General features: G+C 45.4%; 19 protein-coding genes and 1 pseudogene. 12 read left to right on the plus strand and 8 right to left on the minus strand.

Annotated features, from left to right (window positions below; genetic code table 11):
* Positions 1-37: 37 nt before the first annotated feature.
* Positions 38-3,952 (minus strand): ATP-dependent RNA helicase HrpA, encoded by a 3,915-nt coding sequence (gene hrpA, locus ACVA53_RS04855; protein ID WP_255042990.1) that lies wholly within the window; start codon positions 3,950-3,952, stop codon positions 38-40.
* A gap of 181 nt (positions 3,953-4,133) precedes the next feature.
* Between hrpA and ACVA53_RS04860 the strand changes: the two genes are divergently transcribed.
* The 3 genes from ACVA53_RS04860 to ACVA53_RS04870 all read left to right on the plus strand — a co-directional run bounded on the left by ACVA53_RS04860 (position 4,134) and on the right by ACVA53_RS04870 (position 5,877).
* Positions 4,134-4,667 carry an LA_2272 family surface repeat-containing protein gene (locus ACVA53_RS04860; protein WP_255042991.1) on the plus strand — a complete coding sequence of 178 codons (534 nt, stop codon included), beginning with the start codon at positions 4,134-4,136 and terminating at the stop codon, positions 4,665-4,667.
* Positions 4,668-4,860: 193 nt separating this feature from the next.
* Positions 4,861-5,322 carry a tellurite resistance TerB family protein gene (locus ACVA53_RS04865; protein WP_255042992.1) on the plus strand — a complete coding sequence of 154 codons (462 nt, stop codon included), beginning with the start codon at positions 4,861-4,863 and terminating at the stop codon, positions 5,320-5,322.
* A 78-nt stretch (positions 5,323-5,400) separates the two neighbouring features.
* Positions 5,401-5,877, plus strand: a complete 477-nt coding sequence (locus ACVA53_RS04870; protein WP_255042993.1) for a GDSL-type esterase/lipase family protein — start codon at positions 5,401-5,403, stop codon at positions 5,875-5,877.
* 119 nt (positions 5,878-5,996) lie between these two features.
* Here ACVA53_RS04870 and ACVA53_RS04875 read toward each other — a convergent pair whose 3' ends face one another.
* A complete protein-coding gene (locus tag ACVA53_RS04875) occupies positions 5,997-6,368 on the minus strand; it encodes a hypothetical protein (RefSeq protein ID WP_255042994.1) in 372 nt (123 codons plus the stop codon).
* Positions 6,369-6,464: 96 nt separating this feature from the next.
* On the minus strand, positions 6,465-6,887 hold the full coding sequence (locus tag ACVA53_RS04880; protein ID WP_255042995.1) for a MarR family winged helix-turn-helix transcriptional regulator: 423 nt from the start codon (positions 6,885-6,887) through the stop codon (positions 6,465-6,467).
* Positions 6,888-6,987: 100 nt separating this feature from the next.
* On the opposite strand from ACVA53_RS04880, the gene ACVA53_RS04885 reads away from it, so the two are divergent.
* A complete protein-coding gene (locus tag ACVA53_RS04885) occupies positions 6,988-7,479 on the plus strand; it encodes a DUF2798 domain-containing protein (RefSeq protein ID WP_255042996.1) in 492 nt (163 codons plus the stop codon).
* 54 nt (positions 7,480-7,533) lie between these two features.
* Positions 7,534-7,830: a DUF3861 domain-containing protein gene (locus tag ACVA53_RS04890; protein ID WP_255042997.1), complete on the plus strand. Its 297-nt coding sequence runs from the start codon at positions 7,534-7,536 to the stop codon at positions 7,828-7,830.
* A 134-nt stretch (positions 7,831-7,964) separates the two neighbouring features.
* Here ACVA53_RS04890 and ACVA53_RS04895 read toward each other — a convergent pair whose 3' ends face one another.
* Both ACVA53_RS04895 and ACVA53_RS04900 read right to left on the minus strand, forming a co-directional pair.
* Positions 7,965-10,343 carry a helicase-related protein gene (locus ACVA53_RS04895; RefSeq protein WP_446504619.1) on the minus strand — a complete coding sequence of 793 codons (2,379 nt, stop codon included), beginning with the start codon at positions 10,341-10,343 and terminating at the stop codon, positions 7,965-7,967.
* Positions 10,344-10,440: 97 nt separating this feature from the next.
* Positions 10,441-10,860 carry a MarR family winged helix-turn-helix transcriptional regulator gene (locus ACVA53_RS04900; protein ID WP_255042999.1) on the minus strand — a complete coding sequence of 140 codons (420 nt, stop codon included), beginning with the start codon at positions 10,858-10,860 and terminating at the stop codon, positions 10,441-10,443.
* Positions 10,861-11,086: 226 nt separating this feature from the next.
* Here ACVA53_RS04900 and ACVA53_RS04905 point away from each other — a divergent pair, with 226 nt between their 5' ends.
* The 3 genes from ACVA53_RS04905 (at position 11,087) to ACVA53_RS04915 (ending at position 14,618) form a co-directional block, all read left to right on the plus strand.
* Complete coding sequence (locus tag ACVA53_RS04905) at positions 11,087-12,082, plus strand: NADP-dependent oxidoreductase (protein WP_255043000.1); 996 nt, start codon at positions 11,087-11,089, stop codon at positions 12,080-12,082.
* Positions 12,083-12,301: 219 nt separating this feature from the next.
* Complete coding sequence (locus ACVA53_RS04910; RefSeq protein WP_255043001.1) at positions 12,302-13,204, plus strand: 1,4-dihydroxy-2-naphthoyl-CoA synthase; 903 nt, start codon at positions 12,302-12,304, stop codon at positions 13,202-13,204.
* A 613-nt stretch (positions 13,205-13,817) separates the two neighbouring features.
* Positions 13,818-14,618 carry a LysR family transcriptional regulator gene (locus ACVA53_RS04915; RefSeq protein WP_446504620.1) on the plus strand — a complete coding sequence of 267 codons (801 nt, stop codon included), beginning with the start codon at positions 13,818-13,820 and terminating at the stop codon, positions 14,616-14,618.
* Positions 14,619-14,892: 274 nt separating this feature from the next.
* Here the strand turns inward: ACVA53_RS04915 and ACVA53_RS04920 are convergent, their stop codons facing one another.
* The 3 genes from ACVA53_RS04920 to ACVA53_RS04930 are packed head-to-tail and all read right to left on the minus strand — an operon-like array spanning position 14,893 to position 18,482.
* The gene (locus ACVA53_RS04920) at positions 14,893-16,059 is read right to left on the minus strand and encodes an OmpP1/FadL family transporter (protein WP_255043003.1); all 1,167 of its coding nucleotides are present in this window, start codon (positions 16,057-16,059) and stop codon (positions 14,893-14,895) included.
* Positions 16,060-16,100: 41 nt separating this feature from the next.
* Positions 16,101-17,132 carry a hypothetical protein gene (locus ACVA53_RS04925; protein ID WP_255043004.1) on the minus strand — a complete coding sequence of 344 codons (1,032 nt, stop codon included), beginning with the start codon at positions 17,130-17,132 and terminating at the stop codon, positions 16,101-16,103.
* A gap of 15 nt (positions 17,133-17,147) precedes the next feature.
* On the minus strand, positions 17,148-18,482 hold the full coding sequence (locus ACVA53_RS04930; RefSeq protein ID WP_255043005.1) for an anaerobic sulfatase maturase: 1,335 nt from the start codon (positions 18,480-18,482) through the stop codon (positions 17,148-17,150).
* Positions 18,483-18,735: 253 nt separating this feature from the next.
* On the opposite strand from ACVA53_RS04930, the pseudogene ACVA53_RS04935 reads away from it, so the two are divergent.
* The 4 genes and pseudogenes from ACVA53_RS04935 to ACVA53_RS04950 all read left to right on the plus strand — a co-directional run.
* A pseudogene (locus ACVA53_RS04935) lies at positions 18,736-19,443 on the plus strand (formylglycine-generating enzyme family protein); the annotation flags it as partial.
* Between the two features lie 106 nt (positions 19,444-19,549).
* Positions 19,550-21,250: an alkaline phosphatase family protein gene (locus ACVA53_RS04940; protein ID WP_309243487.1), complete on the plus strand. Its 1,701-nt coding sequence runs from the start codon at positions 19,550-19,552 to the stop codon at positions 21,248-21,250.
* Positions 21,251-21,605: 355 nt separating this feature from the next.
* Positions 21,606-22,391 (plus strand): hypothetical protein, encoded by a 786-nt coding sequence (locus ACVA53_RS04945; RefSeq protein WP_255043007.1) that lies wholly within the window; start codon positions 21,606-21,608, stop codon positions 22,389-22,391.
* Between the two features lie 184 nt (positions 22,392-22,575).
* Positions 22,576-24,963, plus strand: a complete 2,388-nt coding sequence (locus ACVA53_RS04950) for an arylsulfatase (protein ID WP_255043008.1) — start codon at positions 22,576-22,578, stop codon at positions 24,961-24,963.
* Positions 24,964-25,035: the final 72 nt, after the last annotated feature.

A 25,035-nucleotide genomic window follows, 5' to 3' on the forward strand; every position in this document is an offset into this window, starting at 1 on the left:
GGTTGCTATTTAAATAAAATTGAAGAATCAGACTACATTAACAATCGTTAATCGCATTGCGAACGCGCTTATCAGACACCGGATATGGTGTACCCAACTGCTGAGCAAAGTAACTCACACGAAGCTCTTCAATCATCCAACGGATTTCTTTCACCTTCTCAGGGACAGGCTGGCCTTTCGGGATCTTATTTAGTAGCTCTTTATAATCAGAGACAACAGATTCGATTTTCAGAATATGCATGCGGTCTTTATTCGGATCGATTGGCAGCTTTTCCATACGGCGCTCAATGGCTCGCATATAACGAAGAATATCAGGCAGCTTTTTCCAACCACATTCCGTCGCAAAGCCTTTGAAAATCAAGCTTTCGATTTGCGCCTTAATGTCTGACAGCGCAAAGGCCATCGATAGATCAACACGGCCTTTCAGCTTCTTGTTGATATTGAATGCTGTGGTTAGGATCTCTTCAACCTGCTTGGCGATATCCACTACCGTATCACCGAGCTCTCCACGTACATGCTCTTTCAACACTTCGAACGCTTCAGGTTGCCAAACAATGCCGCCCTTTTCATCGATCAATTTATCGATACCACAAGCGATACAGTCATCAATCAGATCCATTACTCGCCCGTATGGGTTAAAGTACAGACCCAGCTTCGACTTGTTCGGTAAGTTAGCATGTAGGTATTTAATCGGTGACGGTACATTGAGCAGTACCAATCGGCGTTGGCCTTGCTGCATCGCCGTACGCTGCTCTTCTTCGGTCTCAAACAGTTTGATACCAACCGAGTCTTTGTTATCAACGATTGCAGGGTAAGCTTTCACTTCAAAACCGCCGCGTTTTTGCTGATAGCGTTCAGGTAACTGGCCAAAGCTCCAGGTCTTCAGGCCTTCCTGCTCGATATCATCATCAGCCACTTTCGATAGCGTTTCTTGTACCTTCTCTTTCAAACCGTCTTTCAAGCTGTAGAGATCTTTGCTCTCACGCAGCTTACGGTTGCGATGATCCACAACACGATAAGTGATCTTCAAATGATCCGGTACCTGCTCAAGGTTCCAGTCATCACGCAATACCGTCACACCAGAAATACGCTTGAGCTCTTTTTCCATCGAATCTAGCAGCGGCATCGCCATCGCTTCTGCACGGGACAAAAACGCATCAGCATAGTTCGGCGCTGGTACAAAGTTACGACGTACCGGTTTTGGTAACGATTTAATTAGCGACACCACCAGCTCCTGACGCAAGCCTGGGATCTGCCAGTCAAAACCATCGGGTTCAACTTGGTTTAGGATAGGCAACGGTACATGCACTGTTACACCGTCACTGTCTTCGCCAGGCTCAAACTGGTAGCTCAACTTAAGTTTCAAGTTACCCTGATGCCAGAAGTTCGGATAATCCAGATCGGTGACATGGCTAGCATCGCCTTTGAACAGCATTTCACGTTCAAAGTTAAGCAGCTCGGCATTTTCACGCGATGCTTTCTTCCACCAAGCATCGAAATGACGGCCAGAGACCACCGTATGCTCAATACGCTGATCATAGAAATTGAACAGCTCATCATCGTCGATCAGGATATCGCGGCGACGAGACTTATGTTCGAGCTCTTCAACTTCACGCAACAGCTTACGGTTCTGCTGATAGAACTTGTGCTTGGTGTCCCAATCTCCCTCGACCAAGGCCGAGCGGATAAACAACTCACGAGAAATCACTGGATCAATTTGACCGTAATTGACTTTCCGCTTGGCAACTACCGGAATGCCATAAATCGTCACTTTTTCGAAGGCAGCGACAGATGCCTGCTTCTTCTCCCAGTGAGGCTCACTGTAACTACGTTTCAACAAGTGCTCTGCTAGCGGTTCAACCCATTCAGGCTGGATCTTAGCCGCAATACGGCCCCATAAGCGTGATGTTTCCACCAACTCGGCGACCATAACCCACTTCGGCTGCTTCTTGAAAATGCCTGAACCCGGGAAGATATTGAACCGTGCATTGCGAGCACCTTGGTATTCATTCTTCTCCTGATCTTTTAGACCAATATGAGAAAGCATACCGGCAAGAATTGCAGTATGAATACCTTGGTAGCTTGCTTCTTGTTCATTGATCCGAAATTCAAGCTCTTTGACGACTTGGCTAACTTGGAAGTAGATATCCTGCCACTCACGTACACGCATGTAGTTGAGGTAATCTTTCTTACACTGGCGACGGAACTGATTACCAGACAGCGCTTTTTGCTGCTCTTGAATGTAATCCCACAAGTTAACAAATGTCACAAAATCCGACTCTTTATCATTGAATCGACGGTGCTTTTCATCTGACGCTTGTTTTTTATCCGATGGTCGCTCACGCGGGTCTTGGATAGACAGTGCACAAGCAATGATCATTACTTCACGCAATGATCCGTTCTTTGGTGCTTCCAACACCATACGGGCAAGCCGAGGGTCAATTGGCAAACGGGCTAACTGGCGACCAATCACTGACAAGCGCTTACGCGGATCTTTTGCCTTGGGGTTAATCGCACCCAGTTCTTCAAGCAGGCGGATACCATCTTGGATATTGCGGTTATCTGGCGCTTCAACAAATGGGAAGGCTTGGATATCACCAAGACCAATCGCGGTCATCTGCAAAATAACAGATGCTAGATTAGTACGCAGAATTTCTGGGTCTGTAAACTCAGGGCGAGACAGGAAGTCTTCTTCCGAGTACAGACGAATACAGATACCTTCTGCCACACGGCCACATCGACCTTTACGCTGATTAGCACTCGCTTGTGAAACAGGCTCGATAGGAAGACGCTGTACTTTAGTTCGATAACTATAACGACTGATGCGCGCAGTACCTGGGTCGATAACATATCGGATGCCCGGCACCGTCAACGAGGTTTCGGCAACGTTAGTCGACAGTACGATACGGCGGCCAGCATGAGACTGGAACACACGGTTCTGCTCTCCCGCCGACAATCGGGCATATAGAGGCAATATCTCGGTGTCGCGCAGGTTTCGCTTCTCCAGCGCATCGGCAGTATCGCGGATTTCCCGTTCACCGTTCATGAAGATTAGAATGTCACCTAAACCTTCATCACAAAGCTCATCAACCGCGTCGAAAATAGCCTGAAGCTGATCGCGGTCGTTATCTTCGCTGTCTTCCGATACTGGGCGATAGCGTACATCTACAGGATAAGTACGGCCTGACACTTCAATGATCGGCGCATTAAAGAAGTGCTTGGAGAAACGCTCAGGATCAATGGTTGCCGATGTAATAATGACTTTTAAATCAGGGCGCTTTGGCAACAATTCTCGCAAGTAGCCCATAATAAAATCGATATTAAGGCTACGTTCGTGAGCCTCATCGATAATGATGGTGTCATATTGGCTTAAGAAGCGATCGTTTTGTATTTCGGCCAGCAATATACCGTCGGTCATTAGCTTGACCTGACTGCGATCCGACACTTTATCGTTGAATCGAACCTTATAACCAACATACGAGCCCAATTCACATTGAAGCTCTTCAGCGATACGACTCGCTACCGAGCGCGCCGCCAATCGACGGGGCTGGGTATGGCCAATCATGCCCTTGGTGCCAAGCCCAAGTTCCAGACAAATTTTTGGAAGCTGGGTCGTTTTACCCGAACCGGTTTCACCAGCCACAATGACGACCTGATTATTCTTGATCGCTTCGGCAATTTGGTCTTTTTTCTGGCTGACCGGTAACAACTCTGGGTAAGAGATTTTCGGGCGCTGGGTAGTACGCATTTCAACGGTTTGCATCGACTTGGCAATGTCTAGTGCAATTTCGTCAAACACGGCATGCTTTGCCTGCTCTTTCTTGATTCTGGCCGCACCTTGCACACGCTTGTGCAAACGAAACTGATCGCGAATCATGCAATCTTTAATCGCGGCTTTAAGTGTTTTTTCGTTGTTTAAAACGTTAGCCTGAGGAGTATTCGACTGAGTCAATGGAATTCCTGATATTTCAGCTGGGTATTTCAAAAAATTGTCCGAATTCTACCACAAATCTGTCGATTTGCGGCATACGAGAATTGCAGCCCAATTTTTTGATAAATATGTGACATAATTTGCAGCAGTTTTATGTCTTCATGTATTATTTTGTCGCAACTTCATACATAGAGTAAAAATAATGAAAAAAACACTCGTTAGCCTTGCGCTTGCAGCCGTAATGGCATCACCTGCTTTTGCTAACCAGCCTGTACAGCTATCCGTACCAGGCAATAACCTGCCTGACGGTAATGTTCACGGTTTCCGCGCTTCTCTTTTATATGGACAAACTCCATCGGTAACAGGTTTCCAGCTTCCAATGCTAGGTTTGGCTGAATCTCAGACTTTCAAAGGTCTGAGCTTCGGTATTCTGTTTGGTGCCAACCGTGTTACTGGCGATTCTACGGGTGTAAAGTTTGGTCTTGCTAACTGGAACGACAACACAGCAGCAGGCGCTGACTTTGGTTTTACCAACTACACAGGCAGCCAATTCACCGGCCTTCAATTTGGTGCGCTGAACTATGCAGGTAGCCTAAACGGTCTTCAGCTTGGTTTCATCAACGCCACTGACCGCATTGAGAAAGGTATTCAGATTGGTCTAATCAACTATGACAAATCTGGTACTTTCATCAGCAAAGATGTCCCTGTATTCCCGATTATCAACGCCCGTTTCTAATCACCATTACTGAAGAATGATTGCAGTCCGGAGCCAAAACTCCAGGCTGCTATTTTTCAGTCATTCCAGCCCCTCTCTCAGGCCATTATTGTTGAATAACTGCTGACTAAACATCCAACTAAACAGCGCGTAAGGAACTCCAAGCCTATCTAAAGAGTCATATACTTAATAGAAATGAAACTTGAGGCTCAGCATGTTCAAACAATTGCGTACAATTTTCCGCCAAGTCATGAATGAAGGAACTGATGGCGGCGCTGTCGATACCCCGACTCTCCACCTTTCAATGGCATGTTTGCTATGCGAAGTATCAAATGCTGATCACCGTGACGACCCAAGAGAAATTCAAGCCAAGCGCCACCAGCTTGTTTATTTGCTTGATATCAGTGAAGAGAATGCAGATGCATTGCTGGAAAAAGCACTACTGCAAAGCAAATCGTCCATATCGTTATACGACTTCACCAGTAAGCTACGCACCTTAGAGCCCGAGCAGCGATATGAACTTATCGAAGCGATGTGGCAAGTTGCCTATGCCGATGGTGTGTTGGATCCAATGGAAGAAGCGGTGATCCGCCAAGTTGCCGAACTGATCTATGTCGACCACTCCGAATTTATTCGTGCGAAATTAGCAGTGCAGAAAAGCTTGAAGAACAACTAACACCTAATCATAAAATATCTTTAAATATCCATTTGAAGTACTAGTGAACTAGAAGAGAGTGACAGCGGCCAAAGCGTTTTGTATTATTATATTTCAAATATTGAACTAGGTAAAAAAAGACTCGATTACCTTTTACCTTGTCTTGAGAGCCACCATCCTGATCTTGTTGTAATTTTACTGGGTACTAATGATTTGAAGTCTCGCTTCAATGTCACCGCCAGTGATATATCCAAAGGTGCTGCACGTTTAGTTCAGGTCATACAGAACTTTAAGCATTCATTTATGCCAAAAGCACCTGAAGTTTTGTTGGTTTCTCCCGCTCATGTATACGAAGTGGACCCATTAAAAGAAGGCTTTACTAATGCTGAAACGAAGTCGAAAGAGCTTTCTCATTACTATGCGCTACGCTCAAAAGAATTAGGCTGCCATTTTCTAGATGCAGCAACCTTCATCACCCCATGTGAACGAGAAGGTATTCATTGGCAAGTTGACCAGCATCAGAAGTTTGCAACAAAGTTAGCAGAGATCATACCTACTCTACTGCCAACAACATAAGTTAGCAGGTAAAGAATCTACGATAAGATATGGAAAACACAACATCATTGTAGAAGTTCTTTTTTAACCTCGTAATGCCAGCCAGAAGTTAGAGATATCTGACTTCTGTCTCTATTGCACTATCTACGTGGATTATCCACATGAATATAGCTATCACCCTGACGTTTATAGTAAAAATTATCAACGATCGCGTAACTTACTCCCGAAATAACCGCAAATGTTGCGATCTTAGGCAAACTGTTTCTTTTATAATGTTTATGTGATGGAGCCGATCTTTTATTTACAACAACGACCTTTGTCGGCGTCTTTTTTGCTGGAGCCTTCTTCACAACGGTAACCTTATTGCTTTTATTGTTAGAGTTGTGGTTATGCTTTTTTGCTTCAACTCCCGAAGACATGCCCAAGCCACATACAATAACAACGGCTGTAACAATTGATTTCACTGTATGTGGATTTAAACCACTTTTTTTAGCATACGGATGTAAATTCATAACGGACCTCTTGTTCTGTTATGAACAGTGTACATTAATTTATTTAAAGCAACGTTTTTTTAGGTAAAGTAATGTCAATATCTATTCGAATTCAACTTATGCTAGATTCTCAGCCATCAAGCCTGTAATGCGCTCAAATTCTTTCAGCTCTTCGTTACTGATCCCTTTCATCATTCTCTCATTCATCTGACCATCAATAATGGCCAGGTTCGCCAAAATCTCAGCGCCTTCACTAGTAACCAACAAACATTGGCTGCGTTTATCTTCTGGATTTGGCACTTTTTCGATCAAGCTCTGCTTAATCAGTTCATTGAGCAAACGGGTCACCTGAGCTTTGTCGCGATTTAAGAAATGAGCAATATCAACAGCAGTACATATTTGTTTTTTCTTGATAATTTTCAGTACACGCATATGCATAGGCGTAATGCTCAAATCCAGTTGCTCAATATGTTCATGCATGTGGCGCTTTAGCATATGGACTAAGTGAAACACGCTTTCTAGTGACTTTGACTCTGACATCCAGGTATCCTTAAACGAAATATAGTTGACTTTATCAACCAAAACACTATAGTTGACATTATCAACTTAATTGAAAGCAAATTCAAGTCTGGAGAATTAGATGACTGCAGAAGCAACAATGACAGCCCCATTACCCACTCAAACGAAGACACCTTTGATCTACAAGATACTGGTCGTGCTAGGAATGATGACCTTGATGGGAGGCACTTTGACTGGAGTAATGACATACATGAACGTCGGTTTCACCGACACATTCTTAATAGACTGGCTAACTTCATTTCTTAAAACTGTCCTGGTAATGATGCCAGTCGGGATGGTCATGATGACATTGGTCACCAAACTCGTTACCAAGCTGATGCCGAATGCCAGCGAGCATAAACGAAACCTCGTCGTAGGTTTGAATATGGCCGTAATTATGGAGTCAATTATGGCCTTTACAACGACCGCGAATAACATTGGTTTTAGCGACTTAAATCAGTTTACCCATAGTTGGCTACAAGGTTTTTTTGCAGCCCTGCCTATTGGCCTAACGTTGATCACTTTGATCTCATTAACAATTAAACCGAAAATCGAACGCTTTCTAAAAAGCTAAGCTATTCCATTGAATAAAATGGCAAATGAAGCATTGATAAATCTGGAGAGAAACATGAAACAGCCAAACCACTACCGTATTACTATCGAACGCACCAATACTGAAAATGAAAGCAGCCAGCAAACGTTGCAGTTTGAAATGCAAGACCGAGAAGATATGTTTGCTATTGTTGAAAAGCTAAAGCAAGGCAGCGGCTTAGATGAACAGACGTCTACCCGTGTTGGTGTTGCATTGCGTCTACTTGGTCCTGCGATGATGCAAGACCGCAAGCACCCTGTATTTGTAGATTTCTTCCCGCACTTCAAGACATTCATGCAAAACGTGAAAAGCAAATTGAAAAACAACAGTTAATCTTAAATATAGAGAAAACCAAGCTGCCCAATTTCCATAGGCAGCTTCAGGTTTATACAGCAAGCAATGACTCAACTTAGTCGTAGCATCTAGCGATCTCGCTACAGATTGCCCCGTACCATAGACTAACCTTACTACCTCACATCAATCGTCCGACTGGCTTTACGGTATTGTACCTTCCACCCTTGCCAGCGTGGCAGTTCCCAGCGCTTGGGATCGGCTTTACGATTCCCGCTTTCATGGACGGCCAATACCAGTTTTCGAGCTATATGGTATTCAATCCGCATGGTGAGATCGGTCAGCGAAACCCTGTAAGGATAGGCTTGGTCAAAATCGGGGCGCTCCCAATCAGGTATACCATTAAACATGAAGTCATCAGTCGTGAATAACTCGAAGTCTTCAGCTGATTCAACCCCTAGCGCTTCTATCTGCTCACTAAGCCACTGACGAACTTCCACAGGCTGTGCAGCACGAGTACACACATCAGATTGGTATTTACCCATAGCCAAGTACAAATTCCATTGATGGATATCCGCTGTAATTTTCTCGCTCAAGCCCGGTAAAATTGAACCCGCCAGAATCATATCGACAAATGTATCATGAGCAGAGGCCCCTTCCGGTACCACCCAGTCAGATTTAATCACACGTCCGGCATACACCTGCTGTTTTTCAACCAGGCAACCTTCATCCGACACACGCGTTTCGCCGAAGCTCGCTTCCCCCATCTCTAGTTGATTCATCAAATCAAAAGTGATTGGTGCCATACATGTAGCCAACACCAAATTTTGTTTAACCCCTTTGCCTGGCAACGCAAATTGATCAAACACGATGGCAGCTTCGGCATTTTCAGGAAAGCGACTCTCACGACCAGTACTAACTTCACTAAATCCATTGCCTAATGCCTGCCGCCTTTTCTGACGACAGACAAAAACCAATTCAGGTGCGGCTTTCATTACTGCCGTCAGCCATGCACCTCTTTTTACCGAAGACGCCACTTCAAGTGCTGGCAATCCAAGGGCCTCACGCATCTGCTCAGATAGCATTTTCGCTTCAGCCAACACATCTTTGTCAAACGTTAGCCATTCCGGCTCACTACCGCGTAACAGCTTAATTAGAGCCATCGCGTCACAGTGCTTTGGCTCCCATTGAGTCAGTTTTTCACGGGCTTCTTCACCCGACGGCATCTGCCAAATCCGCTGATACACACTCAGCGAGGCAGCAAGATCGACCATGGCTTCTCGACTGGCTTTATCAGGCATCGCCGTGATCAGATGGGCAAACAGCGTATCAATGGGTAGCGGATATAAGATTTGACCATGCTCTGTGGCCGCCCCGTCATTATCTATTGCCTGCATCTGGATGAGTTTATCCTTAGCAAGCAATAAAGACTTTTCAGGCACCGTATCAACAAAACTCAGTGTCTCGAACGGGTAGCCACAGCAAGCCGCAGCAAGCATAGGTTCGACGAGTTCTTCACGTTGCATTTCTGGCGGTGTAATAAACTCAAGCGGTGCTGCCTTGCCATACAGTCTAATGCACGTACCGTCAGTCACCCGCCCCGCCCGGCCTTTGCGCTGTTCGGCGCTGGCCTGGGAGATGGCATGCAACCCTAGCACCGTTCGCCCGTTTCGCTGGTGAGTTCGGCGCTCTAGGCCAGTATCAATAATCAAGGTCACGCCGGGGATGGTCAGCGAGGTCTCCGCAACATTGGTAGCCAGAATAATTCGCTGTTTATCACTTTCGGTCAGCGCACGATGACGCTCATCATCACTGACAGATGCATGTAAAGGAATGATGTCTATCATACCCAGTTCAATTTTATCCCGTAGGGCCTGCTTCAATGTCGATAAACATTGAGCGATTTCCTTTCGTCCCGGCAAAAACACCAAGATATCTTGATGCTGCTCATACCGAGTCACCACAGTCTCTTTGACCTTCTTTTCAAGATCACGAATATCCGGCATGTTTCGGCTATCGGTCGCTATATGCTCAACGGCAACTTGAAAGTTGCGCCCTTCCGCCCGCAGACATTCCCCTTGAAGGTAAATCGCCAGTCGCTCGCTGTCCAAGGTTGCGGAAGTCACCACTAACCGGTGGTTGTTTTCCTGCTTGAGCATCGCCAACAGCAAATCGGTATCCCAACGCCTTTCGTGGAACTCATCAATAATTACCGTGGTAAAGCTTGCTAGCCCGTCTTCGCTCAACCAACGCAAAGCGACACCAGGCGTGACAAACACAACTTGTGTGTCATCTGAAAAGAAATTCTCAAAGCGGATAGCATAACCTACCGACTTACCGATTTTCTCCTCCCTTTCACTGGCAACAAATTCAGCCAAGGAGCGGCAAGCGACCCTTCGGGGTTCGACCACTAAAACACGTCCGCACGTAGCAGCCCAAATAGGAAGTCGAGTCGATTTACCCGAGCCAGTTTCTGCCGAAACGACAAGGTGGGATTGTTCAAGAGAGGCAAGGAACTCGGCTTTGAGCGAGTCAATAGGCAATGAGATAGACATGACAAGTATTTAATTCAACAACATGAATCGTATTGTGGCAATAATTACTGGTTATGTCATGGCTAGCGGTTAAATGAACCGCTGAATTGCCGACAAATTAAGACAGATTATTTGCCAGTTCCAAACACAGTTTACGCAGCAACTCCACATCTTCGGCCTTCATACTGGATTTTGCCTCTAACTGTGCCTTTAGATCTTTGGCTTTATCTCGCAGGGCAAGGCCTTCACGGGTCAATGAAATGACTTTTTTTCTCTCATCCTCAGCCGAGACTTTGCGAGTCAATAGCGCTTTCGCCTCAAGACGCTTCACTATCGGCGTTAATGTGCCCGAATCTAACTGGGTACTGATAGAGACCTCTTTGAGGCTTACCCCATCGTTATACCAAAGTGCCTGCATCACAATGTATTGCGGATAGGTCAAATCAAATTCGTCCAGCAACGGGCGATAAGCCCTGACCAACGCATTCGAGGCGGTATACAAGGCAAAACACACATTGTCAGAAAGCTTATGGGCCATACTAAGATCCGAGTTAATTTATCGATTTCACTGCGATGATAACAGAAACATTGAAGAACAAAATACATTGCGCACAAATTATTTTCCCACAAAGCTATTGCATCTTTTCGTCGCTATCAGTAAGTTAATAGACAAATAGTTTGCGCGCAAATGTTTTATGCAGCAACGAATACGACAACTATCAAACCAGTTAGATCGTATCAAACAGAACTGATAAGGATTGAGAATGAACAGCCAACAGATCCATCTTGCATCCCGCCCAGAGGGCACGCCAACAACAGATAACTTTGAGCTTCATTCAACGGCGCTTCCCGATCCAAGAGAAGGAGAAGTTCTAGTAAAAAATACCTGGATGTCCGTCGACCCCTATATGCGTGGCCGCATGGTTGATCGCAAAAGTTATGTGCCGCCATTCCAGATTGGTGAAGCACTCGAAGGCGGAGCAATTGGTGAAGTGACCGAGTCCAACAATCCTGATTTCCCTGTGGGAAGCAAAGTAAGCAGCATGTTAGGTTGGCGCACTCACTTCATCAGCAACGGCGAAGGGTTAACGCGACTGCCTGAAACTGCCCTGCCTGACCAAAGCTTCCTTGGTATTATGGGTATGCCGGGTATGACTGCGTGGACTGGTCTATTCCGTATCGCGGAATTAAAACCAACAGACACAGTGTTTATTTCGGCAGCATCTGGCGCTGTAGGGAGCATTGCCTGCCAGATTGCAAAAATGCATGGCTGCAAGGTGATTGGTTCGGTCGGTTCTCAAGAAAAAGCCGATTACCTGCTTTCACTAGGTGTCGATGCGGTAATCAACTACAAAGAAACAAACAACTTGACTCAAGCTCTAGCAGAAGCAGCTCCGCAAGGGATTGATGTATATTTTGAAAATGTTGGCGGAGAACACTTGGAAGCAACCCTTAACAATATGAATGATTATGGTCGCATTGCGGTATGTGGTTTGATTTCTCAGTACAATGCAACAGAGCCACAGCCAGGCCCAAGTAACATGGCGATGCTTATCATCAAAAAGCTAAAAATGCAGGGCTTCATTGTCTTTGATCACTGGGCACACTACGGCGAATATGCACAGCAGATGGGCCAATGGATTACTGAAGGCAAAATAAAATGGGAAGAAACCGTGTTCGAAGGTATCGACCAAGCCCCCAATGCTTTCATTGGCCTTTTTGAAGGTAAAAACAAAGGCAAGATGCTCGTTAAGCTATAACACATCAGCTTGAGCCTATCTGACAAAGCCACCAACATTGCAGAGTTGGTGGCTTTCATTGCTTTTCGGTAACGTAGCTAAGGCATGCTGATTGAGAAATACCCCACCTCGCTAAAATCCATCGCTATCCAGTCATATTCTTTCATAAACCATTGACATTTAGCTGTAACTCCCTAGCTTATACCTCACTGAGCATTATCCAATGAGGCAAACGTCATCATGACTCGCAAAGAGATTTTTAATCCTGAGCTTTGGGAAGAAGTTCCAGGGTTCGACTTTGAAGATATCACTTACCACCGTGCCAAAGATCAAGGTACTGTTCGTGTTGCACTCAACCGTCCAGGCTGCCTGAACGCCTTCCGACCAAAAACGGTTGACGAGCTTTACACAGCGCTAGATCACGCTCGCCAATGGTCTGATGTTGGTTGTGTCTTCATTACCGGTAACGGCCCATCAGAAAAAGGCCAATGGTCATTCTCTTCAGGCGGCGATCAGCGCATTCGCGGTAAAGACGGTTACAAATACGAAGGTGAAGGTGAAGAAGCCGGTAAAGCAGACGTTGCTCGCATGGGTCGCCTTCATATCCTTGAAGTTCAGCGCTTAATCCGCTTTATGCCTAAAGTGGTTATCGCTGTCGTTCCGGGTTGGGCTGTTGGTGGCGGTCATAGCTTACATGTTGTTTGTGATCTGACATTGGCGTCGAAAGAGTATGCCGTTTTCAAACAGACTGATCCAGATGTTGCTTCATTCGATTCAGGTTACGGCTCTGCTTACTTGGCCAAGATGATCGGCCAAAAACGTGCCCGTGAAATCTTCTTCTGTGGCTTCAACTACAGTGCTCAAGAAGCGTATGAAATGGGTATGGTAAACAAAGTTGTTGACCACTTTGAGCTGGAAGAAGAAGCCCTTCGTTGGGCTAAAGAGATCAACAGCAAATCACCAACGGCTATGCGTATGCTGAAATATGGCTTCAACTTGCCAGATGATGGTTTGGTCGGACAGCAACTATTTGCCGGTGAAGCAACCCGTCTTGCTTACGGCACTGATGAAGCCCAAGAAGGCCGTGATGCGTTCCTAGAAAAACGCGACCAAGACTTTAGTAAATTCCCGTGGCATTACTAATTATTAAGTCGATTAAATAAATAAACGCGCCCGCAGTCTATTTAAAATTGGTGGGCGCTTAACCCTTAACAGGATTCAACCAAATCTGTTTTGCGCTTGAAAACACACCGCAACGCTTTTATACCGCCTTCAAATATTCACCGCTTTTCGAGTGGCCGTATACATCATGGTGTTCTGGCATGGTTTCTTTGTCGTTAATCATGATCTCATCCAACCAGAAATCTGTCACTTATGACAAAATAATGGAGATCGAAATAACAGTAATAATGACCTGTAAGATGTACTTTTCATTATGCTTTTATATATGTTGTTCAATTTGCGACTGCATTTTTACCATAAATAAAAAAAAGCCCTTACATCTGAAACATAAGGGCAAATCCCTAGCATATGGGTTATTATTCACTGTCATTCAGAGAGCACATTAAAGATAAATCGCACTACCACTTTACTCCCTCTGACTGACAAAATGATTATATCTAATCCGTAATTATGTTTGGAATTACAGTTATTCCAACTTGGTTCATGGCTTTCAAAAAAACACTAGCTGAAACAGCTTCAATTCATCTATGATTAGTAGATAATCGACCCCATGGGAATTAAAAATTATTGATTTATGAATGATTTAAATGCGCTCCATGTTTTTATCGCTTTGATGCAAACTCACTCGACGACTAGAGCTGCTCAAAAGTTAGGTCGCTCCCAGTCCTATGTATCGAAAGTATTAGCTCTACTACGGGAAGATCTGAATGATCCTCTCTTTGTTCGCAGCGCTGAAGGCTTATCACCAACATCTTATGCTGTGAGTATCGAACCAAGACTTCGTGTGGCTCTCGAGCAAGTTAGCCAAGCAATCGAACCTGAAACGTTTGACCCTAAACAGTTAAATAAAGTATCACTACACATCATAGAGCCTTACTTAATCACTATTGGCAAAGATATTGTCAATGCCATTCGCAAGGAAACCGATGCCATTATAGATATCCGACAGTGGAGTCCTTTAAGCGAAACCATGATCCAAGAAGAAGTTGTGGACATTGGCATACACCTATTGAATAACAAACCACAGACATTACACCAAAAACCATTATTCAAAGGGCGTGCCTATTTTGAAGGCAATAGAAAAGGTGAATATATCAAATACATTATTTCAGGAATTAATGAATATGATAATCGATACGAATTGATAGACCCTTCCATCAAACCGACGATTTTCACTGATAATCACGTACTTACCACTCACCTCATGGACACCTGCTGTACCCTTCGTTACGCCCCCGACAAAGAGCAGAAATTCGAGCATGACATTGATCTGACTGTCGCTATTATCACCAAGTCTTCTCGCCGCCAGTCAGATAAAATCCAGTGGTTAACCAAGCTTCTGGTCCCTACTATTGAAAAATTTGAAGGCTATTAGCCATAATTCCTATGGGAATTTCAATTACCATCATTATCGCCAATACCACTTATATAATATTTTCAAATTTCACAACTCATAAAAAAAATGATGACTGATTCAAAAAAAATCAAACATTTAGCCCAACAACACCTAAAAAGGGTAAGAAAAAAGGTTCTATCCCGAGAAATAAAAAAAACAAATAAAAACACAACCAAGAACTAACGGCAATTAAGTTTATGAGGCCACATTACGCAGCCTCTTTTGCAATAGATCTTAATTCACCTAATAAAGATTAATATGTAAAACTTACACCTAGGAAGTGAATCCGGCTATCAAAGGTACCGTCCAATTGTGGGATATTTCGCTTTATATCCACCTCTCCCAAGTCGGCATATTCATAGAACATATCAATCGTCACATCATTCCACTTGGTTGCGGCACCGACCGAATAGCGGTATTGCTCGCCGACCGGGACATCCACCCATTGCTTGGTTGGGTCATCTTGCGGTGATGTTTCGTAAGAGAAGCCACCTTTCAGTCGCCATTGGCGGTTAAGCTGATAATCCGCACCAAAAGCAAACTTCCACACATCATCCCAGTCTCTAACAATGGTCGCAGGGCCATTTTCAAAACCAATGCCAAAATCCATTACGGTATTATCCCACTCACTCCATTGATGCCATTGAACCGAAGCCAGCAAGTCTAGCTGTGGGTTAAGCGCATAACTGGCACTGATATCAGCAATGGCTGGTACAGTAATGTCTGTACGAAGGCTGTTAAATAACTCAGCTTCAGTTGGGCCAGAAACACGGGTGCCAAATTCATGTTCGAGTTTAGTTCGATAACTCGCTCCTAGTGCCAATCGCTCATCATGTTGATACATTACACCGAAATTCGCACCAAACGCCCAATCAGTGTCTTTATCAATATCGAGCAGGCTTGTGGATTGTTCTAGTGAGGCCCAGCTAAGTTGCAACCCAGCCCCCACCGACCACTGCGAGTTAATTTGATAGCTAATCGCAGGGTTAACCTGCATTGCGGTGAGGGTTATCTCATCAAGTGCCGCCGCACCCGCCCACTCCGTTCCGTAAGAAAGGCTTGATCCGCCAACAGCACCAAGCGCAATGCCGACATGAATATCATCGGTGATTTGACGTGCATGAAATGCCCCAGCGGAAGGTAAAACAGAGTGAGCTTTGCCATCGCCATTATCAGCGTTATCTCGGTATTTCATTTCGAGATCAAAGCCGAGCACATTAAACGTTGTCAGACTCTCCCCCATGCCACTCATTGTGGCAGGATTAGCCCACATTGCTGCTGCTGAACCGGTATAAACACCATCGCCTGCGCCCGCGGTACCCGCATTTGCTGTTACTGCTTCCTGCAGGAAAATGCCACTCGCTTGAACAGGTAAAGACAATACCGACATCACTGCCAATGTTGATTGTAATGGTCGCATTTTCTCCCTCATTATTATTTTTAATGATCAAATGAGGCCCACTAGCCCCGTTTAGATTTTAGTTCGTCAATCACAAACTCAGGGGCAACTTTAGCTAATGATTCTAAACATGAATCAGTTTTGAGATGGTTATACCTCACATAGATATCACACACTGCGTACAACTGCTCTGGGGCCCCTGATATTTCATAGGCTGTTTCAAATGAGGTCGTTGCATCATCCACATTGAAAGCTTCCAGCAATACACCGCTCAAATACCAAAAGTAACTATTATCTGGCGCAAGTTCCGTCGCTTTCTTGATTGCCTCAGCAGCTTGTTTCTTCTCGTCGAGTCTCACCAAGGTCAGTGCTTGGGAGTAAAACATGTTGGCCTCTTCAGGTAATATTTTTTGTGCTTGGTCCAGCACTATATTGGCTTGCAGGTCATCCCCTTGAGCACGGTAATTATCTGCTAGACCCAACCAGATTTGAGGGTTACGGTTATCAACTTCCTGCAAAGCGGTATATATCTCGTGTGCTTCGTCAAACTCTTGATGCCAACGGTAAACATCGGCCAATAACAGTTGAGACGGCAGATCTTTCTTACCTTTGAGGTATGAGGTTAACTCCGCTGAGGGTGGGTCCATCAATGCTTTTTGCCCAACGTCCATTTCACCATAATTTCGAATTAGGTTCGTGGTAGCGGTTAAACGTACATTTGCCTCACTGTCTGTAAGCAACGGAGACAGCAAACGCCAGCGGTGATCAAACTGATAAGGCTCAGCACCTACAACGGCTGCTTCTCTGACAATTGGATTTTCATCCTGTAACCCTCGGGCAACCGCGACCAAGCTATTTTGGTTAGGGTAGCTTGCCAACTGCCTCAGCGCATCGGCACGCTTTTCATCGTTCTGACGATGATCTTGTGCAATCATGACCCACTGCTGTATTCGTTTAGCTTGAGCATCCTGCGTGTTTTTCTGTGCTGTCTGAGCACCTTCGGCTGTCAGCTCAGAACGCCCCATCTCCGCAGCAAGTGTTAAAGGTGATACCAAGAAAGAGCACAGTAGTGCCATTGCAATAGTACGTTTCATTACCACTACCTCACATTAAAATCGGGTTGGAAAATACGGCTGACGTGGTGCTGTTTTAAGCATCGCAGTATTCATCACAGCATCTGAATACTTACCGTATGCGACAGGGTTGCCCGCCGCTCTTAATACCAGAGCAAACGCTTTATCTGCGTGAGAGAAGAACTTTTTCCAGCCGGCACATAAATAGTTCAACCCCGGCTCGCCATCTTTGGTACGGATAAAGCGGTTCTTAGGGCACTCACCGAAACAAGCAAACTTATAGTCACACTGTTGGCATTGGCTAGTTAACGTTCGTGACTTGGCAAAACCAAATTTCTGCTGAGCCTCGGAATAAGCCATCTCATCGAGTTTTTGATGGTGGATATTTCCGACTTGATAATCCGGATAAACATAATGGTCGCAGGTATAGACATCACCGTTTGGCTCCATCGCCAATCCTTTACCGCAAATTTCACCGAGTGTACAAAGCGGGTTTTTTCGCCCCATCCAAGTTTCAACGCTCGCTTCAAAATATTGAACAAATACTTTGCCAATATCGTTTTGAACCCACTCATCAAACACGGCAATCAAAAAATCTCCCCAACCTTCTGCCGACACACACCAAGGTTCAACCACTGAGTTCTTATGCCACGGGTTCAGACGCTTATCTCCTTGCCGTAATTGTTCATGGCTCTCCCACGTCTGAGGTGCTGTTGTTCTGAACGTCTTTTGTTCGACAATAGGAATAAATTGGATCTGTGGCGATTTCACTTCATCTCTTAAGAAACGATACACTTCAAGCGGGTTCTTGCTCGTCAGGTTATTAATGCAAGTCAGGGTGGCAAACTTCACCTGGTGTTTATGGAGTAACTCAACCGCCGCCATTACCTGTTTAAAGGTACCGCGTCCCGCTCGGTTGGTACGGTAAGCGTTATGAAGCATCTCTGGGCCATCAATGCTCAAGCCAACCAGAAAGTTATTCTCGGCCAGAAACTCGCACCACTCATCGTTAAGCAAAGTACCGTTAGTTTGGAGATCGTTAGATATAGCGATGCCTTCCGGCTGAAACTTCTTCTGCAGTTCAACAACCTTGCGGAAGTAATCAACACCCAGCATGGTTGGTTCTCCACCTTGCCAAGAAAAAGTAATCTCTGGGGTGTTCTGGCCTTCGATATATTGGCGAATATAGGTTTCCAGAGTGTTCTCATCCATCATTGGCGAACAACCCTTCTTATATTCGAGTAAGTCCTGTTTACTCAGGTAATAGCAATAGGTGCAATCAATGTTGCACGCGGCACCAATAGGTTTTGCCATTACATGTAATCGCTTTGATGCCTTGCCATTGTATTGCGGCCCCTGAGTAATCAGCATATTTCACCTACTTATAAACATTTAAGTAAGCCAATTTTAATGCGTGCTTCATACCGGCGCTTGTTATACCCCTTATAACCTTTAGGTATGATTTTTTTCCTTACAATGGGCTTCTTATTTCAATGATCAATCACATGATCCATGGAGACGCCACATGCCATCACCAACGCTAAAGCGAGTTGCATTTACCACTCTTTCCGGTTTTGCCGTCGTCGCCGTCACCACTTGGATTACCACCGATTTATTTGCCAGTACGCCTCACCCCATTATGCAGAACATCGAAACAGATATGGTTTTGGTTGAAGGTGGACAGTTCGAGATGGGCTCTGATCTTACTGTAGCCAGTAAAGCGGAAAAACCTGCTAGAACTGTCTCAGTCGATAGCTTCTACATCTCCAAATTCGAAGTCACACAAGCGCTTTTCGAAAGTGTAATGGGCTCTTCAATGAGCTACTTCAACAATCCCAACGTACCGGTGAATAACTTAAGCTGGCAGCAGGCCAATTATTTTATCGACCAGCTCAATACCCTTACAGGTGCAAACTACCGGCTGCCAACGGAAGCAGAATGGGAGTTTGCCGCCAAAGGTGGAAACAAAAACCAAGGCTACACCTATAGTGGCTCAGACAGCATTGATGATGTGGCCTGGTATGCTGGCAACGCCAACGACCGGGCTCATCCTGTCGGCCAGAAAAAACCGAATGAGCTTGGCCTCTATGATATGACGGGCAACGTAGGTGAATTTGTCATCGATGCCTATGATGAAGGCTTCTATCGCCATGGCCCAACCGAAAACCCCAATAATGCACAAGACTCTAGCATTGGCCTTGCCCACAAATCCGTACGTGGTGGCAGTTTTGCTTACGACGAAAATTTGTCTGAAAACTATCGACGCGATTTTGCAAGCCAAAACATTATCATGGCTGACATGGGATTAAGACTGGTGCGCGACGCTGAATAAGCATTTTATGTAATAGCCATATGATTAATAGTCCTCTATTTAGTGTTGAGGATTTTCTCTTCTACACTTCAAGTGTTCTTTATCCATAAAAACGGAGCTTCTATCAATGAAGATAGCAACAGTACCCCGCCTGTTATGTCTTAGCTTAAGTTTACTCGCTACAAATACCGTTGCAGCACCACCACCCACTCCACAACTGGTTTTACAAATTACCGTCGATGGCCTTCGTGGCGATTTACTGGAGCGATATAAACACAACTTTGGTGATAACGGGTTTCGCTATTTAATCGATGAAGGCACTTATTACACCAACGCTCATTATCAGCATGGCAATACCGAAACCATTGTTGGCCACGTATCCCTTGCGACCGGTGCCCCGCCAAGTGTACACGGCATGGTGGGCAATGTTTGGTATGATCGACAAAAGGAAAGATTGATCTATAACGTCGAAGACAGTGATTATGCCATGCTGACCCAAGGCGCAGGTGTTAACCAATCCACAGAAATCGACCCAACCCAAAAAACCGCCAAGGTTGATGGCCGCTCCCCCGTCCCCATTCTTTCCACGACCTTTAGCGATGAGCTCGCCATTGCCAGTAATGGCGAGTCCAAAATCTTTTCTGTCTCCGTAAAAGATCGTGGTGCTATTTCTTTGGCTGGTCACTCGGGCAAAGCCTTCTGGTTCTCTAAGGCTCAATCAGAATTTGTGACTAGCAATTATTACTATCAGGCGTACCCAGAATGGGTCACTGAGTGGAATGCGAAGGGCTATCCTGCCCGCTACAGTAAGCAAAAATGGGATCTCAGCTTAGTGAGGGATAAGTACACCCTTAAAGAAGGCCCTCAAGATCAGAAAGTCGACCTGGCTGGATTCAAACGTACTTTCCCACACCCTTACGGACCAGCGAGCTTTCAATATTACAGCACTATGTTGACCCTCAGCCCTGCCGGTGACGAACTAACGGCTGACTTTGCGACGACGCTCATTGAGAAAGAAAAACTCGGCCAAAGTAATTTCACCGATTACCTTGCAGTCAGTTTTTCATCCAATGACTATGTCATTCATATGTTCGGGCCATCAAGCTTAGAAGCTGAGGATAACTTGATCCGTTTAGATAAAACACTCGCTAAATTCTTAGCAAATATCGAACAAAAAATCGGTTTAGATAATACCTTAATTGTTCTTTCAGCTGATCACGGTGTCCCCGAGGCATCTCCAACGGTGAATGCGCTGGGCTACAACACCGCACAATACTTCAACAAAGACACCATAATCAATGAACAGTTGTTAGGCCGTTTAAATAAAGAGTTTGGCTTAGACAAAGATGCCATTCGCTTATATGCGCAGCCTTATATTTACCTCAACCATGACATCATTAAAAAGAAAGGCGTATCCCTTGAATCTGTGCAGCGAGTCGTAGCGGAAGAGGTCGAAAAAATAACAGGCATAGACCATGCCGTTACAGGCTCTGATATCATGCAAAATACCTTGCCAGATACACGTATGATGCAACTGGTAAAAAACAATCATCACCCGCAGCGCTCAGGTGACATCTACTTGGTCTTTACGCCACGTACCTATATTAATGATATGGATGGTTTAACCATCGCGTCTACGCACGGCTCACCATGGCGATACGATACCCATGTGCCGGTCATTTTTGCGGGTAATGGCATTAAAGCCAATAAAGTCACACGAGATATCACGCCGTATGATATAGCTCCCACACTATCAAATACACTGGGCATAACCCTACCAAGTGGCGCTATCGGTAAAGTGTTGGAGGAAGTGAGACCTAATAATTAATACTGCTCGTTCATATTCCCGCAAGTATCGTGAAGCAACTTGGGTAAAGAGCCTATTAAATTTAATAGGCTCATACTATTGATTAATACTCGATCCACTAATATATGGACATACAAGTCCAGAAAAAAAAGCTATTTTAACAAAAACCTAGCTGCAAAACTCATGTGATGTATCAAAAGTGAACAGTCTTTTTCTGGTCTCCCCCCGGTAACCCTCTATATTGTATGGATATATATTCAAGCGAAACTGAAATGATTGTTCTCAGGTGCGCTAATTAACATTCGTTGGCTTTATTTTGTGAGAATAATTTCAGAAATAACACCGTTTTTTCAACAAAATAAATAGGAAAAACGTTATGAAAACACACCGATTATCGGCTATTACTGGTGTTTTAGCTGGGTTTTGTTTCGGGCATGCAACAGCCGCAAATGATGTCGACAGGTGGCAATATGAAGTCACCCCTTACCTGTTAATCGCAGGGCTAGATGGAACGACAGGCGTACAAGGGTTTACAACCGATGTTGACGCTTCTTTTAGCGACATTATTGACAACCTCGATATGGGATTTATGGGCTTATTTACTGCCAGAAAAGGTCCCTGGGTGTTCGGCCTAGAAGGTGTATATATTGACATTGGTAACGAGAGCAGCTCTCCCGTATCGGGTCCCGGCGGTTTCTTGAGCGGTAACGGTACACTGGAAGTATCGAGCTCAATGTATATAGCCCAAGGAACAGTCGGTTATCTCTTATTAGACTACGGTAAAACCAAACTAGAAGGCTTTGGTGCCCTTCGCTATACCCGAATGGACGTAAGCATGGATGCCACAATCCAATTTGATGAACCCAAGCCATTCGGAGGTGAGGCAAGCCAAGGTGATAGCGAAAACTGGGTGGATGCGGTCGTCGGCCTACACGTCCTCTATCCCGTTTCAGATAGCGCAACACTGTCTGGTTATTTCGATATAGGAGGTGGAGGTTCCGATTTAACCTATCAGTTTATGGCTGGTGTTAACTGGGAGTTTTCCAAAGGCTATACGGCCAAATTAGGCTATCGGCACTTATACTGGGACTACGAAGACGCTGGCTTCGTTTGGGATATAACAGCAAAAGGTCCTTATCTGGGGTTGGGGTTCAGCTTCTAGGTTAGCCTTATTTAAAAGGCACCGGCTCATCGAAAAAAGTGCTCATAACCGTGTTTCATTCGAACAGTTTATCGCATGATGGCTATAAGGAGTGATGATGAATAACGCTAGATTAACAACCCTAAGCGAATCAATCAGACGTCTCACACATACAGATATAGACGGTGGCAAAAATGGCACTGCTATGATGGGTACTTTTCTGACGACAACTGCAATAGCTCTTGGATATACGCCTTTTATCAGTGCTCAGCAACCTTTAGATCGTACAGTTTTACCAATCCCCGAACCTGTACCACCAACATATAACGAACTTGATGTGCGCAACGCTACCCCGCCACCACGATTTGAAGTAAAAGCCCCCGAGGGAGCGCCAAATGTGGTGGTCATACTGGTTGATGATCTTGGATTTGCCGGAACCAGCACCTTCGGTGGCCCGGTTAATACTCCGACATTTGACCAGGCCGCTGCACAAGGTGTCCACTACACCAATTTCCACACTACGGCGGTTTCCTCCCCGACCCGTGCAGCACTCAAGAGCGGGCGCAATCATCATGTCAATAACATGGGCGGTATCATTGAAACGGGGACTGCATTTCCTGGTAATACCGGTCAAATCCCCAAAGACGTCGCCCCAGTCGCCGAGATGTTACGTCTTAACGGTTACAGTACTGCCGCATTTGGCAAATGGCACGAAACGGCAGCTTGGGAGGCCAGTATCTCAGGGCCATTAGATCGCTGGCCAACGAAACAGGGTTTTGACAAATTCTACGGCTTTCTTGGCGGTGAAACCAATCAATGGGCGCCATATATTTATGACGGTACCCACCCCGTGGAGCTGCCTGATGACTCGGATTATCACTTCCTAAACGATATGACCAACCAAACCGTTTCCTGGCTTAAATACCAAAAAGCGCTAACGCCAGATAAGCCTTTCTTTATCTATTATGCCCCCGGAGCCACTCACGCGCCGCACCATGTACCCAAAGAGTGGATTGCCCGATGGAAAGGAAAATTCGACCAAGGCTGGGATACCTTGCGCGAACAGATCCTCTCACGCCAGATTGAAAAAGGAATTGTCCCAGAAGGTACCCAACTTGCACCCAAACCTAAAGCTATCCCCGATTGGGATACGCTCAGTGCCGATGAAAAAACGCTATTCTCCCACCAAGCAGAGGTATTTGCTGGCTTCGTAGAAATGACAGACCATGAAATTGGCCGAGTGGTAAAAGCAATAGAGGAAACCGGTCAACTTGACAACACATTAATCTTCTTCGTTTACGGTGACAACGGTACCAGTGCAGAGGGTGGTCGTAATGGAATGTTCAGCGAAATGACCTACTTTAACGGGGTCCAGGAACAAGTGTCAGATATGCTCAAAGTTCTGGACAAATGGGGAGGCCCGGAAACTTACCCGCACATGGCCGCAGGCTGGGCAGTGGCGTTTGATACACCTTATAAATGGACTAAGCAGGTTGCATCTGACCATGGAGGCACTAAAGTCGGCATGGCTGTCCACTGGCCGAAAGGATTCAAAACCAAGGGGGGACAACGCGAACAATTTCACCATGTTATCGACGTTGCTCCGACAATTCTTGAGGCTGCGGGGTTACCTGAACCGAAAGAAGTTAATGGCATAGCACAGCGCCCCATGGACGGTGTAAGTATGCTCTACAGCTTCGATGATGCAGAAGCGAAAGAGCGTCATACCACACAATACTTCGAGATGTTTGGCAACCGTGCCATCTATCACGAGGGCTGGTTTGCCCGGACTATACACAAAGCTCCGTGGGAACCCCACCCTCGCCGCGGCCTTGAAGAAGATATCTGGGAGCTTTTTGATACGAGAACCGACTTCAGTCTTGTTAACGACTTATCAAAGGAGAATCCAAAAAAGTTGGTCGAAATGCAGGATCTATTTATGCAAGAGGCGAAAAAAAACAAGGTACTCCCTATCGATGATCGTACCGTGGAAAGAGTGAATGCAGCGATTGCAGGTCGTCCGGACCTTATGGGAGACCGTACCTCGCTCACCCTCGCTGAAGGGATGACGGGGATGACCGAAAATGTGTTCCTGAACATTAAAAACAGATCTAAGACTATCACGGCAGAAGTTGAAGTCGCTGATGATGGCGGCAACGGCGTGATCATCGCCCAAGGCGGTCGCTTCGGCGGATGGGCGCTATATGTTAATGACGGTATACCAGCCTACGATTACAACTTCCTCGGCCTTGAACGCTTTTCTGTTACGGGTAAAAGTAAGCTCAAACCCGGCAAGTCTATTCTCCGTTTCGTCTTCGACTACGATGGAGGAGGTTTGGCCAAGGGAGGGCTGGGAACCTTGTACGTCAATGACGAAAAAGTCGCCGAAGGGAAGATCCCTCGTACTCAACCCATGGTATTTTCTGCTGATGAAACCGCTGATGTCGGTATTGACCTAGCAACACCAGTGGTCGAGGACATCGGCTCTGAAGCAAAATCCCGTTTCACCGGAAAAATTAACAAAGTGACTGTCGAGGTCGCCCCCTTAGAACAGGCCCGAGAGATTGAAACTGAAACGAATGAGACACAATAATAGCTAGCACGCGATACGTTAGGTTAGCTCTAATACCAATCAGGATAAGTAGTTGATCAAATATTTATGTCG

The organism is Photobacterium sp. DNB23_23_1 (genome assembly GCF_052873815.1).